Annotated in this window: 12 protein-coding genes; 8 read left to right on the top strand and 4 right to left on the bottom strand. The window is 63.0% G+C overall.

Going from position 1 to position 15,555, the window contains the following annotated elements; translation table 11 throughout:
• Positions 1 to 43 precede the first annotated feature (43 nt).
• Together SINAR_RS0119320 and SINAR_RS0119315 are read right to left on the bottom strand one after the other, a co-directional pair.
• On the bottom strand, positions 44 to 1,699 hold the full coding sequence (locus SINAR_RS0119320) for a SulP family inorganic anion transporter (RefSeq protein ID WP_028000586.1): 1,656 nt from the start codon (positions 1,697 to 1,699) through the stop codon (positions 44 to 46).
• A gap of 184 nt (positions 1,700 to 1,883) precedes the next feature.
• Positions 1,884 to 3,098, bottom strand: coding sequence for an NADP-dependent isocitrate dehydrogenase (locus SINAR_RS0119315; protein ID WP_017271485.1), 1,215 nt, complete (start codon positions 3,096 to 3,098; stop codon positions 1,884 to 1,886).
• Between the two features lie 306 nt (positions 3,099 to 3,404).
• Here SINAR_RS0119315 and SINAR_RS0119310 point away from each other — a divergent pair, with 306 nt between their 5' ends.
• From SINAR_RS0119310 to SINAR_RS0119275, 8 genes are all read left to right on the top strand, one after another.
• Positions 3,405 to 5,420 carry an FUSC family protein gene (locus SINAR_RS0119310; RefSeq protein WP_028000585.1) on the top strand — a complete coding sequence of 672 codons (2,016 nt, stop codon included), beginning with the start codon at positions 3,405 to 3,407 and terminating at the stop codon, positions 5,418 to 5,420.
• 49 nt (positions 5,421 to 5,469) lie between these two features.
• The gene (locus SINAR_RS0119305) at positions 5,470 to 6,315 is read left to right on the top strand and encodes an RNA methyltransferase (RefSeq protein ID WP_028000584.1); all 846 of its coding nucleotides are present in this window, start codon (positions 5,470 to 5,472) and stop codon (positions 6,313 to 6,315) included.
• Complete coding sequence (gene murI, locus SINAR_RS0119300; RefSeq protein WP_028000583.1) at positions 6,302 to 7,138, top strand: glutamate racemase; 837 nt, start codon at positions 6,302 to 6,304, stop codon at positions 7,136 to 7,138. The genes SINAR_RS0119305 and murI overlap by 14 nt, the downstream gene beginning before the upstream one ends.
• 167 nt (positions 7,139 to 7,305) lie before the next feature.
• Positions 7,306 to 8,820, top strand: a complete 1,515-nt coding sequence (locus tag SINAR_RS0119295) for an ATP-binding protein (protein ID WP_028000582.1) — start codon at positions 7,306 to 7,308, stop codon at positions 8,818 to 8,820.
• A 253-nt stretch (positions 8,821 to 9,073) separates the two neighbouring features.
• Entirely contained in the window at positions 9,074 to 9,691 is a 618-nt protein-coding gene (gene rpsD, locus SINAR_RS0119290; RefSeq protein WP_003533017.1) for a 30S ribosomal protein S4, read from the top strand.
• Between the two features lie 143 nt (positions 9,692 to 9,834).
• Complete coding sequence (locus SINAR_RS0119285; protein WP_028000581.1) at positions 9,835 to 10,782, top strand: glutaminase; 948 nt, start codon at positions 9,835 to 9,837, stop codon at positions 10,780 to 10,782.
• Between the two features lie 117 nt (positions 10,783 to 10,899).
• The gene (ttcA, locus tag SINAR_RS0119280) at positions 10,900 to 11,784 is read left to right on the top strand and encodes a tRNA 2-thiocytidine(32) synthetase TtcA (protein WP_028000580.1); all 885 of its coding nucleotides are present in this window, start codon (positions 10,900 to 10,902) and stop codon (positions 11,782 to 11,784) included.
• The gene (locus SINAR_RS0119275) at positions 11,781 to 12,605 is read left to right on the top strand and encodes an inositol monophosphatase family protein (RefSeq protein ID WP_028000579.1); all 825 of its coding nucleotides are present in this window, start codon (positions 11,781 to 11,783) and stop codon (positions 12,603 to 12,605) included. Before ttcA ends, SINAR_RS0119275 begins: the two co-directional genes overlap by 4 nt.
• A gap of 63 nt (positions 12,606 to 12,668) precedes the next feature.
• Here SINAR_RS0119275 and SINAR_RS0119270 read toward each other — a convergent pair whose 3' ends face one another.
• Positions 12,669 to 13,982, bottom strand: coding sequence for a multidrug effflux MFS transporter (locus tag SINAR_RS0119270; protein WP_028000578.1), 1,314 nt, complete (start codon positions 13,980 to 13,982; stop codon positions 12,669 to 12,671).
• A gap of 55 nt (positions 13,983 to 14,037) precedes the next feature.
• A complete protein-coding gene (locus tag SINAR_RS0119265; RefSeq protein ID WP_028000577.1) occupies positions 14,038 to 15,276 on the bottom strand; it encodes a multidrug effflux MFS transporter in 1,239 nt (412 codons plus the stop codon).
• Positions 15,277 to 15,555: the final 279 nt, after the last annotated feature.

Here is a 15,555-nt window from a genome sequence, read left to right as displayed (position 1 = left end):
GCTTCCCTATTGATATCCGCAAAGGGCGCTGCGGCGCCCTTTTTCATGACGCTCGTTCGTTTCGGATGGTGTCTAGCGCTGCGGTGACAGAGGCGCGCATCAGCACGCGCGGCGGCCGGACGTGGTGCTGGTAGAGAGTGCGGCGCACCTGCGATCTCGCGCCCGTGATGATGAAGCGTACGCCGGTTCGTTCCGCTTTGCGCAAGGTGCCCTCGATGACATTGGCAGCGGTGGAATCCATGAAGGCAACGTCGGAGCAATCGAGAATGAAATTGCGGCGCTGGTCGGCGATGCGATCGAGAACGGTGCCCACGGTCGCGGCCGAGCCGAAGAAGAAAATCCCCGAAACGCGATAGACGACGGTATCGGGATCGTCGGCGACCACGGGGCGTTCCTCGCCGTTCTCCTGTTTCAGGCCGGAGAGCGGCTGCGCCTCATCCACGGAGATGCTCTTTGCCATGCGATCGATGAAGAGCACGGCGCCGAGCGCGAAGCCCACGACGATGCCTTCCGTAAGCTCGCGAAAGACGACGATGAGGAAGGTGGCGAGCAGAACGACCGCATCGCCGTAGGAGGACCGCAGAAGCGCCATGAAGGCTGGTTTCTCGATCATGTTCCAGGCGACGATTGCAAGCACGCCGGCGAGCGAGGCCAACGGTATGTAGCTCGCCAGCGGGCCGGTGAGCAGCATGAACAGCAGAAGAAAGACGGAATGCAGCATGCCGGAGACAGGGCTCGTCGCACCGGCGCGTACATTCGTAGCGGTGCGGGCAATGGTCCCGGTGACGCAGATGCCGCCGAAGAGCGCCGAGCAGATATTCGCGGCTCCCTGTGCGATCAGTTCCATGCTCGATCGATGCCGGCGCCCTGTCATGCCGTCGGCGACGACGGCGGAGAGTAGCGATTCGATCGCGCCGAGGAGGGCGAAAGAGACGGCATCCGGAAAGACGGCAGCGGCTTTTTCGAGCGAGAGCGGCGGCAGGGCGGGAAGTGGCAGGCCGCGCGGAATGCCGCCGAACCGGCTGCCGATGGTTTCTGTCGGCAATTGCAGCAGGGCGACCAGTGCGGACGCGGCCGCGACTGCGATCAGCATGCCCGGCCAATGCGGCCGCATGTGTCGCAGCGCGAGGATGACGCCGACGGTAAGGGATGCAGTCAATATCGCCGCCCAATTGGCCGTTCCAGCGGCTTGCGCGAGCGCTGCGATCTTGTCGACGATTGGGCCGGGCTCCGCGGTCGCAAGCGTCAGGCCGAAGAGGTCGCGCAGCTGGCTCGCAAAGATGATCACTGCGATCCCCGCAGTGAAGCCGACCGTGACAGGGTAGGGGATGAACTTGATGTATCGCCCTAGCCTGAGATAGCCGGCGGCGATCAGCATGAACCCGGACATGAAAGTCGCCAGCAGCAGGCCGTCGACGCCGTGCCGCGCAACCGTGGCGGCGACGAGCACGATGAAGGCACCGGCGGGACCGCCGATCTGGACACGGCTGCCGCCGAGGAGCGAAACGAGGAAACCGCCGACGATCGCGGTATAAAGCCCGCGATCGGGCGTTACGCCGGATGCGATTGCGATCGCCATAGAGAGCGGCAGAGCGACGATTGCGACAGTCAGACCTGCGAGCGCGTCCGCTTTCAAGCGGGCGGGTCCATATCCTTCTGCGAGAACGCTGACTGTTTTCGGCACGAGGGAATCGGGCATGGGCGAGACTTTCCGGATCCGCCGCCTGGGCTGGACGGTGCGCGGCAGGCATGCTCAGCCTATCTGAGTCGTGGTGCGGCACAAGCGGACGGACCGAAGCGGACGACGCACCTTCGCGCTTCGAGCGGGCAAAAAGAAACCCGGCGCGAGGCCGGGTTTCGAATTCTGGCGATGAGACAGCTGATTACGCCGCCATGGCCTTCCTGAGGTTCTCGTCGATCTTGTCGAGGAAACCGGTGGTCGACAGCCAGGGCTGGTCGGGACCGATCAGGAGCGCCAGGTCCTTGGTCATAAAGCCCGATTCGACCGTGTCGACGCAGACGCGCTCCAAGGTTTCCGAGAACTTCGCGAGTTCGGCGTTGCCGTCGAGCTTGGCGCGATGCGCGAGGCCACGGGTCCAGGCGAAGATCGATGCGATCGAGTTGGTCGAGGTTTCCTCGCCCTTCTGATGCTGACGGTAGTGGCGCGTGACCGTGCCGTGAGCCGCTTCCGCTTCCACTGTCTTGCCGTCCGGCGTCATCAGCACCGACGTCATCAGGCCGAGCGAGCCGAAGCCCTGCGCTACGATGTCAGACTGTACGTCGCCGTCATAGTTCTTGCAGGCCCAGACATAGCCGCCGGACCACTTCAGCGCCGAGGCGACCATGTCGTCGATCAGACGGTGTTCGTACCAGAGCTTCTCGGCCTTGAACTGATCGGCGAACTCTTCTTCGAAGACCTTCTGGAAAATGTCCTTGAAACGGCCGTCGTAGGCTTTCAGGATCGTGTTCTTGGTCGAGAGATAGACCGGAACCTTGCGCTGCAGACCGTAGTTGAACGAGGCGCGCGCGAATTCGGTGATCGATTCATCCAGGTTGTACATGGCGAGTGCCACGCCGGCGCCGGGCGCATCGTAAACGTCGTGCTCGATGGTCTGGCCGTCTTCGCCGACGAACTTGATCGAAAGCTTGCCCTTGCCGGGGAACTTGAAATCGGTCGCGCGGTACTGGTCGCCGAAGGCGTGGCGGCCGACGATGATCGGCTTGGTCCAGCCGGGGACGAGCCGCGGCACGTTCTTGCAGATGATCGGCTCGCGGAAAATGACGCCGCCGAGGATGTTGCGGATCGTGCCGTTCGGCGACTTCCACATCTTCTTCAGCTTGAACTCCTCGACGCGGCCTTCGTCCGGCGTGATCGTGGCGCATTTGACGCCGACGCCGTGCTTCTTGATGGCGTTCGCGGCGTCGATCGTCACCTGGTCGTCGGTCGCGTCGCGGTTTTCGACGCCGAGGTCATAATATTCGAGATCGAGGTCGAGATAGGGATGGATCAGCTTGTCCTTGATGAACTGCCAGATGATGCGGGTCATCTCGTCGCCGTCGAGCTCGACGACCGGATTGGCGACCTTGATCTTTGCCATTTACGTGCCTCATGCTTTGCGGGACACCGGCGCGATGTCCCTCCGGTGGGAGAATTCCACAGCCCTATAGCACTGTGAGCCAGCAAGGCAAAGCATGCACGGCCGAAACTTTGGACCAAGCAGGGGCCCTCCGAATCGGGCCGCTGTGGACGCCCGTCAGCAGCGGCAGACGCTCACCTCTCAGCTTTGAAAAGGCCGCGGGAAAGGCTATTCAGAGATCGGGCGGCGGCATGCTTCAACTGTGTTGTGCGCGTCGTCATCCCGGAAACGCTGCACGCTGCGGGCGTGCGGACAGGCGGAGGCGCCATGACGTTGAGGCTTCGCTTGCGGGACTGGCTCCTTGCCAACGATCCGGCCTTTTCCCGGCTGCGGCAGGCGTCCCGCATAACGGCGACCGTGGTGATCTCGGTCGCTCTGCTGATCGCCTTCCATTTCATCGCCGCACCGCTGCCGCCGGCCGCCTACGGGCTCGCGATAACGCTTTCGATCGAGAGCGGTCTGGCGGTTCGCGACCGGACGGCATCGGAACAACTGGTCACGCGTATTCTGGCGGTCGTCACCGGCGTCGCGATGGTCACGCTCGCCTCGGCGCTGGAAAACCACCGACACGTTTCCGACGTGGTTTTCCTCGCGATCATCTTCGTGGCAGTCTATGGCCGGGCCTTCGGCCAGCGCTGGTTCGCCGTCGGCATGTTCGCCTTCATGTCCTACTTCACCGGAGCCTATCTGCGACCTTCGCTGGACCAGTTGCCGGCGCTCGTTCTGGGCGCCGGGATTTCAGCGGCTATCGCGCATCTGGTGCGAACCGTCTTTCTCCGGGACGACCGCTACCGCGATCTCTTGCGGGCGATCGCAAGCGTTCAGCAGAGGGTGGATCAGATCCTCCACGAGATCGCGGCCGCTGCCCGCAGACCCGTTCAGCAGACCGTCGATCGCCGCAGGCTGCACGCGCTGGAGGAGCGGCTGAAGGAAGCCGTGCTCATGGCGGAGAGCTTCATTCCGACGGACAACCGTCGCCCGGCCCCGGAGCCTGGCGTCGTCTCTGCGGACATCGCTATCGGGCTTTTCGACCTTCACCTCGCGGCCGAGAGCGTGATCGTGCTCAGCCTTCAAGCGATGCCGCCCGCGGCCCTTGTCGAGGCGGTGCTCGCGCACGACGCCGAGAAAGTGGGCGAGGGAATGCGGTCCCTGGACGGAGCGAACGTGAAACAGGTCGAAGCAGCCAAGGCTTTGCATTGGCTCCACAACGTGCGGGGCCGGCTGCGTTCGAGCCTGGCCGCTCTAAAAGAGTCCGACCTGGATGAACCGCCTCCGGCGTCATTTCCAGAGTCATCGGCAGCAACGGCTCGCTTTTCCATCGCCGATCCTGCATTACGAAGCGCGATCCAGATCACGCTCGCCTCCGGAATCGCAATGGTATTCGGCCTGATGCTTTCACGCGAGCGTTGGTTCTGGGCGGTTCTCGCAGCCTTTCTCGTCTTCACCAATACACGCTCGCGCGGCGACACCGCAGTGAAGGCCTTGCAGCGGTCCGCCGGCACGCTGGCGGGTATCGTCGTCGGACTTGCGGCGGCAAGCGCAATCGGCGGGTCGATCTACATCGTCCTGCCATTGGGTGCGGTCTGCATCTTTCTGGCCTTCTATTTCCTCCCGGTATCCTACGCGACCATGACTTTCTTCGTCTCGGTCGTCCTCTCTCTCGCGTACAGTCTTCTGGGCGTCCTGACACCGCAGCTTCTGGAGCTGCGCCTCGAGGAAACGCTTGTCGGCTCCGTTGCCGGTGCTGCGGTGGCGTTCGTCGTATTTCCGACGAGAACCCGCACGACATTGGACGCGGCAATCAGGATCTGGTGCGACATGCTCGTCGAACTGCTGGAGGCGGCAAAAATGGGAGCGTCCGGCCTGAGGCTGGTCAGCGGATCGCAGGCGCTCGACCGCGTCTACAGGGACCTCGCCGCTGCCGCCAAACCGCTCGGCGTCTCCTGGCAGCTCGTCACCCGCCCGGGCCACGTGCGCCAGACGCTGGCGGTGTTCATGGGCTGTACCTATTGGGCGCGCATATTCGCCCGAAAGATGTCGCAGGCCGCGGAAAACCCCTCCGATCTCGCCGCCCGGATCGAAGAGAATCTGAAGCTCGCACGCGAGGTGCGCGAGAATGGGGCGGACTATTTCTACCGGTCCCGGAGCGTCGCCGCGCCGGTCGAGCGTCATCTGCCGGTGTCGCGCGACGATGCCCGCCTTGGACTGGAGATGGTCGCCGTTTCGCTCGAGCGCCTTCATTCGCCGCGAGCGGAGCCCGCCGGCGAGGAGCGCGGGCTTTAAATCCGCGTGCATATATGCGAGGGAAGCGCCGAACAGAAGGCACAGGACAATGGCAGGCACCAACAGCGAGCGCGAACTTTTGACGGAGGGCCCGGCGATCATCCTCGCCTTTCCCCAGCTCGGGGAGAATATCGGCATGGTGGCGCGTGCCATGGCGAATTTCGGCCTGTCGGAACTGCGCCTCGTCAGCCCGCGCGACGGCTGGCCGAGCGAAAAGGCACGCTCCGCCGCCAGCCGCGCCGATCACGTGATCGATGGCGCCAAGCTTTATGAAACGCTTGAAGAGGCGCTTGCCGATCTCAATTTCGTCTATGCCACCACGGCACGCGACCGCGACGGCTTCAAACCCGTGCGGTCGCCGATCGTCGCTGCCCGGGAACTCCGCCACCGGTTCAAGAGCGGTCAGAAGGTGGGAATCATTTTCGGCCGCGAGCGGACGGGGCTGACCAATGCCGAGGTCGCGCTTGCCGACGAGATCGTGACTTTCCCGGTCAATCCGGCCTTCGCCTCGCTCAACCTCGCCCAGGCCGTGCTGCTCATGTCCTATGAATGGCTGAAGACCGGCATGGCGTCCGAGGACGAGACGTTCTTCCAGGCGAGCGATCAGCGGCCGGCGACAAAGGAGCAGCTGCACGCGCTCTGCGAGCATCTGGAGGAGGCGCTCGATGCGCGCAACTATTTCCGTTCCGCCGACAAAAGGCCGAAATTGGTCGAAAATCTGCGTGCGGTTCTGACCAGACCATCCTTTACCGAATCTGAAATCCAGGTGCTGCGCGGCGTCATTTCATCGCTCGACCGTTTCACGCGCGAAAATCCGCGTGGCTCCGCCGCACCCCCCGGGCACAGCAGGCCCGGGCACAGCAGGAAAGAACAGAGCGGCGGTGACAAAGACTGAGCTGAAGCCCATCCTCGTCTTCGACAGCGGGATCGGTGGCCTGACGGTACTGCGCGAGGCGCGCGTACTGATGCCGGAGCGGCATTTCATCTACGTGGCGGACGATGCCGGTTTTCCCTATGGCGGCTGGGAAGAGGCCGCACTGAAGGAGCGGGTGATCGCTCTTTTCGGCCGGCTCCTTGCCGAGCATGCTCCGGAAATCTGCATCATAGCCTGCAATACGGCCTTCACGCTTGTCGGCGCGGATCTGCGCGCCGCCTATCCGCAGATGACCTTCGTCGGTACGGTGCCCGCCATTAAGCCTGCGGCCGAGCGCACGCGTTCGGGCCTTGTTTCGGTGCTTGCGACGCCGGGCACGGTGAAACGCGCCTACACCCGCGATCTCATTCAATCCTTCGCCTCGCAATGCCACGTCAGGCTCGTCGGCTCGGAAAACCTGGCGCGCATGGCCGAGGCCTATATTCGCGGGGACGCATTGGCCGACGAGGCGGTGCTCGCCGAGATCGCGCCTTGCTTCGTGGAGGTGGAGGGAAAGAGAACCGATATCGTCGTGCTGGCCTGCACGCATTATCCTTTCATGGCCAATGTCTTCCGCCGGCTGGCGCCCTGGCCGGTCGACTGGCTGGATCCGGCCGAAGCGATCGCAAGGCGGGCGCGCTCGCTGGTGCCGCTGCCGAACGGGTTCGAACCATTGAACGGCGAGGACCCGGCGATCTTCACATCGGCTGATCCCGATTTCGCGACACGCCGTTTGATGCAGGGATTCGGCTTGAGAGTTGTTGCGGCCACCGCAACTGCGGGCAGGCGCGAAGCGTTCACCTAGATCGGCGCGCGGCATTGCTGCGGACGTGCGAGAGGCGGCATTCGAACCCAACTATTCCCTGTGGGTTTCCATAATCGGCGGCACGTTCGAGCGCGATCCATGCTAGGTGTTGCCCGTTTTGGCGACCCGTTCGCGGCCGCGAATCAACCCGTCACGAAGAGGTAAGGATGAAAGTCGGCATCGACATGGGAACGACGTCCGAAGGGACTTCGGCCTCGCTCGATATCGAAGAGCTTCTGGCGACGCGTCTTCTCGTGCAGGGCAATTCCGGTTCCGGCAAGTCGCATCTGCTCCGCCGTCTGCTGGAACAATCCGCGCCCTGGGTGCAGCAGTGTATCATCGATCCGGAAGGCGATTTCGTCACGCTTGCCGACAAGTTCGGTCATGTGGTGATCGAGGGGGAGCGTACCGATGCGGAGCTCATCGGCATCGCCACCCGCATCCGTCAGCACCGCGTTTCCTGCGTGCTTTCCCTCGAAGGGCTGGACGTCGAGCAGCAGATGCGCAGCGCCGGCGTGTTTCTGAACGCGATGTTCGATGCGGACCGGGAATATTGGTATCCCGTTCTGGTGGTCGTCGACGAGGCACAGATGTTCGCGCCGTCCGCCGGCGGCGACGTTTCGGAGGAAATACGCAAGGTTTCGCTTGGCGCAATGACCAATCTCATGTGCCGCGGCCGCAAGCGCGGGCTTGCCGGCGTCATCGCCACGCAGCGCCTCGCCAAGCTCGCCAAGAACGTGGCGGCAGAGGCCTCGAACTTCCTGATGGGACGCACCTTCCTCGACATCGACATGTTGCGCGCCGCCGATCTGCTGGGCATGGACCGGCGCACGGCCGAGATGTTTCGCGACCTGAAGCGCGGTTCCTTCGTGGCGCTCGGTCCCGCGCTTTCCCGCCGCCCGTTGAGGGTGACGATCGGTTCGGTCGAGACCTCGGCACGGTCGATGAGCCCGAAGCTGGTGCCGCTGCCCGAAGCGCCGCAGGACGTCGCAGACCTGATCTTCACGCCCGACCCGGAGGAATTCACGCGCCCGGCCGTACGCCGGACAGCACCGCAGCCGCGCCCTGCGAGCGATATTCTCGCGGAGCTGTCGCGGCCAAGGCCCGAGCCCGCAGCGCCCGTGGAAGCCAAGCCGGCGCAACCGGAAATCTCGGCGGAGGAGCGGGAGGCGCTGATCGGCAGCCTCTTTGCCGAAATCGTCGCAAATCCGGAAGCCGCGTTCCGGCCCGATGCGGAGCTCTACCAGGATTTCCTCGTTCGCTGCCGCATTCGCCGCGTCCCCGGACCCGCGCTCTCCTTGAGCGCATTCCGCCGCAAGATGGCCGTCGCCCGATCGGGCATCGATGCCGAGACGGCGGAAAGCGAGGATTGGGCCTCGGCGCTTGGGCTGGCCGACCGGGTGACGGAAGACCTGCAGGCGGTTTTTCTGATGCTGGCACAGGCGGCGCTGCGCGGGCTGCCATGCCCGTCGGACGCGATGATCGCACGTGCCTACGGAACGCATTCGGCCCGCCGTGCGCGGCGTTTGCTCGGCTATTTCGAAGAGCAGGGGCTTGTCGTGGTGCATGCGGATTTCTCCGGCAAGCGCATCGTCGCTTTCCCGGATCTCGGAAAAGAGACGGCGCCGGGCGACGCCAATGCCCCGGACACAGGCAATTCGACGCGCGCGGCCGCCGAGTGAATTCGCAGCCGCAAGTGCGGCTGAAATAGCGATCGGGACCGTCATATTCCGTTGACAATTCGGCGCCTAGTGCTTAAAGACCCGCTCAACGCCGGGCAGCGATGCCCGGTGTTTCATTTGACATGTCCCGTGATTTCTCCGGCAGCGTGATCGTGAGAGGTCTGTCAGAACTCTAAAAATGGGTTCAGAGGAGGGCGTGTTTCCTTGATCCGGTTTAGCAACGAACCGGTGTAACACTTTGAAAGGAAATGCGATGAGCAAGCGCGAATCGTCCAAGTACAAAATCGACCGCCGCATGGGCGAAAACATCTGGGGCCGTCCGAAGTCCCCGGTAAACCGTCGTGAATACGGCCCGGGCCAGCACGGCCAGCGCCGGAAGTCCAAGCTTTCCGACTTCGGCGTGCAGCTGCGCGCCAAGCAAAAGCTGAAGGGCTACTACGGCGATATCCGCGAAAAGCAGTTCCGTGCGATCTTCGCAGAAGCATCGCGCCGCAAGGGCGACACCCCGGAAAATCTGGTTGGCCTGCTCGAATCGCGCCTTGACGCGATCGTGTACCGCGCCAAGTTCGTCCCGACCGTTTTCGCCGCGCGCCAGTTCGTCAACCACGGCCACGTCAAGGTCAACGGCGTTCGCGTCAACATCGGTTCCTACCGCTGCAAGCCCGGCGACGTCATCGAAGTCAAGGAAAAGTCCAAGCAGCTCGTTACGGTTCTCGAAGCCGTACAGCTCGCCGAGCGCGACGTCCCTGACTACATCGAAGCTGATCACAACAAGATGGTTGCGACCTTCGTCCGCGTTCCCGCCCTCTCTGACGTGCCGTACCCGGTCGTCATGGAGCCGCACCTGGTCGTCGAATTCTACTCGCGTTAATCGGGCCTTGTCCGACGAGTTGCAGAACCGCCCGGAGACGGGCGGTTTTTTTGTATCGGGATGCCCGACGAATCCCATAAGCTTGAGGCGGATGCAGGACTGACCGTCCTGCCGGAGACCGCTGCCGAAGTGAGAAGTGCCGTATGCACGAGCCGAAACCGCAAGAAGACCTTCAGGCGATCATCGACGACATCTATCGGGAACTGACGCCGCGCCTCGGCGAAGGGAAGGTCGCCGACTATATTCCTCAGCTTGCGCGCGTCGATGCCCGTCACTTCGGCATGGCGGTCGTCACCACCGCCGGCGAGATCTATCGCGTGGGCGACGCGGAGGTGCCGTTCTCCATTCAGAGCATTTCCAAAGTGTTCACGCTTACGCTGGCGCTCGGAAAGCACGGAGAGAACATCTGGAACCGGGTGGGTCGCGAGCCGACGGGCTCGGCCTTCAATTCGATCGTCCAGCTGGAGCATGAGGGCGGCAAGCCGCGCAATCCGTTCATCAATGCCGGCGCGATCAGGATAAGCGACCTCATTCTCGCCGGTCACACGCCTAAGGAGCTGATCGGAGAGATCGTCCGGTTCGTTCGTTACCTCGCGGATGACGAGACCATCGTGATCGATCACGAAGTCGCTCGCTCGGAGACGGCGACCGGATACCGCAACATCGCACTTGCGAACTTTATGCGGTCCTTCGGCCGGCTCGATCATCCGGTCGAGCACGTGCTCGGCGTCTATTTCCATCATTGCGCGCTCGCGATGACCTGCAGCCAGCTTGCAAAGGCGGGGCTGTTTCTCGCAGCGGGCGGCACCAACCCGCTGACCGGCCATTCGGTCGTGTCGCGCCAGCGGGCACGGCGCATCAATGCCCTGATGCTCACCTGCGGCCACTACGACGGTTCCGGCGATTTCGCCTATCGCGTCGGCCTGCCCGGCAAGAGCGGCGTCGGCGGCGGCATCATGGCGGTTGCGCCGGGCAGGGCTTCCATCGCCGTCTGGTCGCCGGGGCTCAACGACTACGGCAATTCGCTGCTGGGATCGCTGGCGCTCGAAATGCTGGCTGCCCGTACGGGCTGGTCGGTGTTCGGGCCGTGAGGGGCAAAGACGAGGCCGCGGGCGCAGGCGCGTTTTCTCTTGATCTTCCCGGCCTGACGGGGCAAGTGCTGCTTCAGAAACGCAGCGTAAAAAGCGCCCCCCGGAACCGAGACTGCCATGGAACTCGCACAATCCTCCCCGGCCGAGACTGAGGGCTTCATCGAAGGCGATGCAGCCTTCGACGGCGCGGCGCATCCGCTCTTCTCGCGCATGCCGTCCTCCGTCTCCTTCAACAAGCTGCGCAAACGCCTGCTGAGGCAGGTACGCCAGGCGCTCGACGAGTTCGGCATGCTCAAGGGCGCCAGACGCTGGCTCGTCGGCGTGTCGGGCGGAAAGGACAGTTACAGCCTGCTGGCGCTGCTGATGGATCTGCAGTGGCGGGGCCTCCTTCCCGTCGAACTCGTCGCCTGCAATCTGGATCAGGGACAGCCGAACTTTCCGAAGCATGTATTGCCCGACTATCTCCGGTCTATCGGCGTCAGGCACCGCATCGAATACCGCGACACCTATTCGATCGTGAAGGAGAAGGTGGCGGCGGGAGCGACCTATTGTTCGCTCTGTTCACGGCTACGGCGAGGCAATCTTTATCGCATCGCCCGGGAGGAGGGCTGCGACGCATTGGTGCTTGGCCATCATCGAGAAGACATCCTCGAGACGTTTTTCATGAACTTTTTCCATGGCGGGCGTCTGGCGTCGATGCCGGCGAAGCTTCTCAACGACGAGGGCGACCTGATGGTCCTGCGGCCGCTTGCCTATGCGGCGGAAGACGACCTTGCGAAATTCGCGGCGGCAATGAAGTTCCCGATCATCCCCTGCGACCTCTGCGGCTCGCAGGACGGGCTCGAGCGCAATGCGTTGAAGGCGATGCTTGCGGATATCGAACGACGCATGCCGGGCCGCAAGGACACGATGCTGCGCGCGCTCGGACATGTGAACGCCTCCCATCTGCTCGACCCGAAGCTTTTCGATTTCCAATCCCTCTCTCCGGAGCCTAAAGAATGAGCCATTCCGTCGACATCGCCGCACTTGCCAATCTGCTGCAAGAGGCGGCGGTAAAGGAAATTCTTCCGCGCTTTCGCAATCTTGGCTCCGGCGATGTGCGGATGAAATCGGAAGCGATCGATCTGGTGACGGAAGGCGACGAGGCCGCCGAGAGGCTGATCAAGGCGAAGATCGATGCGATTGCGCCGGGTGCCGTATTCATCGGCGAGGAATCCGTCGCGGCCGATCCGGCGCTTCTCGACAAGCTGGCCGACGCCGATCTCGCGATCGTCGTCGATCCTATCGACGGCACGTTCAATTTCGCGGCCGGCCTGCCGCTCTTCGGTGTGATGGCAAGCGTCGTCGCCGGCGGAGAGACCGTTGCCGGGATCATTTACGATCCCCTCGGCAACGACTGGGTTATCGCCGAGCGGGGCTCCGGCGCGTGGATGTGCCGGGCCGACGGCACGCAGGAGAGATTGTCGGTCACTGCCGGAGTCGACGTCGAAAACATGGTAGGCGTCGCATCGGCCGGGTTCTACAAGCAGACCGAGCGCCGCATCGTCATGGGCAATATGGCCAAGGTGCGGATGGCCACGAGCTATCGCTGCGCGGCGCACGAGTACCGCATCTTCGCGGGCGGTCATCTGCACTTCCTGATGTACCAGAAGCTGATGCCCTGGGATCATCTTGCCGGTACCCTGATCGCCGAGGAGGCGGGCGCCTATGCGGCCCGTTTCGACGGCTCGCGCTATCTGCCTGCGCATACCAATGGCGGGCTGCTTCTGGCGACCGACAAAGAGAGCTGGGAAGAGCTACGGCGGGAGGTCTTCACCGTCTGATTGGAAAACACCTTCAGGGGGAAAGGGGCCGACCGGTCGTTCCGGCCGGCCGCTTTCGCCAGTCTAAAGGTGGCCGCCGCCGTGTTCGTGTGCCGTATCGCTGTCGCCCGGATGGGTGAACAGTTTCCCATTTTCGGCCCAGAGCGTTGCCAGGATGGTCAGCAGTCCGAACAGCGCGTATGCGCCGAAGAGTGGCTGCAGCGTGCCGTCGAAGAGCTGTCCGACGGCTCCGCCGATCAGCGCACCGCCCGTGGTGGAGACGAAACCGGTGATTGCCGTCGCCGTCCCCGCCAGGTGTCCCATCGGCTCGAGGCTGATGGCGGTGAAGTTGGTCGCGATAACCGCGAAGAACATCAGCAATAACGAAAACAGGAGATAGCTGATGGTGAAAGCCGGAGTGCCTGCGAGCGACAGGACGTAACCGATCGCGGCGAAGAGGGTGAAGAGGATCATCGCGGCATGCGAGATGCGCCGCATGCCGAAACTGCGCACGAAATAGCCATTGGCGAAATTCGCGACAGCTATCCCGCCGGCGGTCCCCGCAAAGGCGATGGGGAGCCAGTCACTGAGATTGTAGACCTCGCCGAAGACCTGCTGAACGCTGACGACATAGGCGCAAATGACGGCGGTAAACAGGGTCATTCCGATCATGTAGCCGCAGGTGATGCGATTCGTGAGCACCGTGCGGAAGCCCGAAAGGACCGCGCTCACCGAAAGCGGCAGACGCTCCTCCTTCGGGAGGGACTCCTTCATTCGTGTCAGCGCCCAAACGAACAGGACGGCGCCGACCACTCCGATCAGGATGAAGATCCAGTGCCAGTCGGCATAGGCGATCACCACCTGGCCAAGTGTCGGAGCGACGATCGGCACGATCATGAAGACGATCATGACGTACGACATGACGCGCGCCATCTCGCGGCCCCCGAAACAGTCGCGGACGATCGCCATGGTGGTGATACGCACGGCGGCACCGCCGATCCCCTGGACGAAGCGGAGCACGAGCAGCGCCTCGATGCTTTCGACCCGGGAGGCGGCGAACATCGACAAGCTGAAGAGGGCGAGGCCGCCAAGGAGAACGGACCGGCGGCCGAAGGTATCGGAGAGGCTTCCGAAGAAGATCTGGGAAAAGCCGAAGCCAAGGAAGAAGACCCCGATCACGAGTTGCGTATCGTTGGTGCTGGTGACGTTGAGGGTCTGGCCGATGCTTGGCAGAGCCGGCAGCATGCTGTCGATCGCGAGCGCTATGCTCGCGGTCATGACCGCTATGGTGACGATGAATTCGACGAGGCCCATTCCGAGGCGCGCAGCGCCCGAGGCCTGGTCCACATGTCCTGATGATTGCTCACCAAGCGAAGATTGTTGGGAAACGGATGTCATGTTCGAAAAATCCGAAATGGATGGGGAGGAAAACGGCGTGCAGAAGACAATCCGGCTAGCTCGCCGGATTGTGCGGTTTGAAGAGCTTACCGCCCTCTGCGATCAGCACGCAGACGAGGGCGACGACGGCGACCGCGAAAAAACCGATCGCAAGCGGCGTGACGCTGTTGTCGAAGGCTTGGCCGATGAACGCGCCGATGATCCCGCCGCCTATCGTCTGCGTGAAGCCGAGAACCGACGAGGCGGTGCCGGCCACGTGGCCGAGCGGCTCCATCGCCATGGCGTTGAAGTTCGCGGCGATCAGCCCGAACTGGAACATGGTGGCGGCGTGGAGAAGCATGAAGAGCGGCAGCGGCAGCGGCCCCATCAGGGAAGCCGACATCCAGATGAAGCTCGCCAGCGTGAAGCCGAGAAGTGCGGCATGCGACAGGGCCCGCATGCCGAACGTGCGGACAAGACGCGAATTGGTGAAAGAGGCGACCGCCATCATGCCGGCAAAAGCGGCGAAGACGGCCGGAAACCAGACGCCGAGACCATAGACGCCGACGAGAATCTGCTGCGCCGAATTGATGAAACCGAAGAGACCGCCGAGGAGAGCCGACGTCGCCAGGGTGTAGAACAGTGCCAGCCGGTTCGTCAGAACGATGCGAAAGCCCGCAAGTATGGACGAGGCCGTGAAGGCGCGCCTGTTGGCGGGCGCCAAAGTCTCACGAAGGCGAAAGGCGACCGGAAGCGCTACGGCGACCGCGAACAGGGCAATCACGACGAAGATCATGTGCCACTCGGAGAAAAGCATGATCAATTGTCCGATGCTCGGCGCAATGACCGGGACGATCATGAACACCATCATCACCAGCGACATGATCTCGGCCATCTGCCTCCCGCCATAGACATCGCGCACGACGGAGACCGTGATGACGCGGGTTGCCGCCGCGCCTATGCCCTGCACGAGCCGAAGGAATAGAAGTGTCGTGAAGGTCGGTACGAAGACGATTGCAAGGGCGCATGCGCCGTAAAGAGCCAGACCGCCCAGCAACGGTGCCTTTCGCCCGAAGCGATCGGACAGCGGTCCGAAGAACAGCTGCGCAAACCCCATGCCGAGCAGATAGGCGGTTATGACGTATTGCCGATGATTCTCGTCGGCCACGCCGAGGCTCGCTCCGATTTCCTGCAGCCCGGGCAACATGATGTCGATCGAGATCGCGTTGATGGACATCAGCATGGCCATCAACGCAATGAACTGGACTCTCGTCAGTCCGGAGAGGGTGGCGGTTTGGTCTATCGGCCTTGTCATTTCATATATCCCGCCGGCTGCAGCTTTCCCGCAGCCGGTTCTTTGCCGCGCTGAGCCAGTGCGTGGCACGTTTCGCAATGATTTGAGTTCGCTGAATGATTCAGTCTTTTGTTATGTCGGGTCGAAAAGGACGCAGTACTCGATGGTGAAAGTCGAAGAAGGCCGCGTCCAAGGGCCGGGCGGCGGACCGGACCGCGCGCCGGCCGTCCAATGGCACTCCATGATTGGCGTGAATTCACCGCATGCTCATGAAGGGCCTTGAAAATTAGCCGCGCGGCA

Origin of the sequence: Sinorhizobium arboris LMG 14919 (assembly GCF_000427465.1) — a bacterium.
In the GTDB taxonomy this organism is placed as follows: Bacteria; Pseudomonadota; Alphaproteobacteria; order Rhizobiales; family Rhizobiaceae; genus Sinorhizobium; species Sinorhizobium arboris.
This window is presented reverse-complemented; position numbering and strand designations above follow the sequence as displayed.

Coding starts and splice junctions, on each gene's coding strand:
- SINAR_RS0119285 (WP_028000581.1), top strand. CDS start 9,835: ATGCACGAGCCGAAACCGCAAGAAGACCTTCAGGCGATCATCGACGAC.
- SINAR_RS0119305 (WP_028000584.1), top strand. CDS start 5,470: ATGGCAGGCACCAACAGCGAGCGCGAACTTTTGACGGAGGGCCCGGCG.
- SINAR_RS0119270 (WP_028000578.1), bottom strand. CDS start 13,982: ATGACATCCGTTTCCCAACAATCTTCGCTTGGTGAGCAATCATCAGGA.
- SINAR_RS0119310 (WP_028000585.1), top strand. CDS start 3,405: ATGACGTTGAGGCTTCGCTTGCGGGACTGGCTCCTTGCCAACGATCCG.
- SINAR_RS0119320 (WP_028000586.1), bottom strand. CDS start 1,699: ATGCCCGATTCCCTCGTGCCGAAAACAGTCAGCGTTCTCGCAGAAGGA.
- rpsD (WP_003533017.1), top strand. CDS start 9,074: ATGAGCAAGCGCGAATCGTCCAAGTACAAAATCGACCGCCGCATGGGC.
- ttcA (WP_028000580.1), top strand. CDS start 10,900: ATGGAACTCGCACAATCCTCCCCGGCCGAGACTGAGGGCTTCATCGAA.
- SINAR_RS0119275 (WP_028000579.1), top strand. CDS start 11,781: ATGAGCCATTCCGTCGACATCGCCGCACTTGCCAATCTGCTGCAAGAG.
- SINAR_RS0119315 (WP_017271485.1), bottom strand. CDS start 3,098: ATGGCAAAGATCAAGGTCGCCAATCCGGTCGTCGAGCTCGACGGCGAC.
- SINAR_RS0119265 (WP_028000577.1), bottom strand. CDS start 15,276: ATGACAAGGCCGATAGACCAAACCGCCACCCTCTCCGGACTGACGAGA.
- SINAR_RS0119295 (WP_028000582.1), top strand. CDS start 7,306: ATGAAAGTCGGCATCGACATGGGAACGACGTCCGAAGGGACTTCGGCC.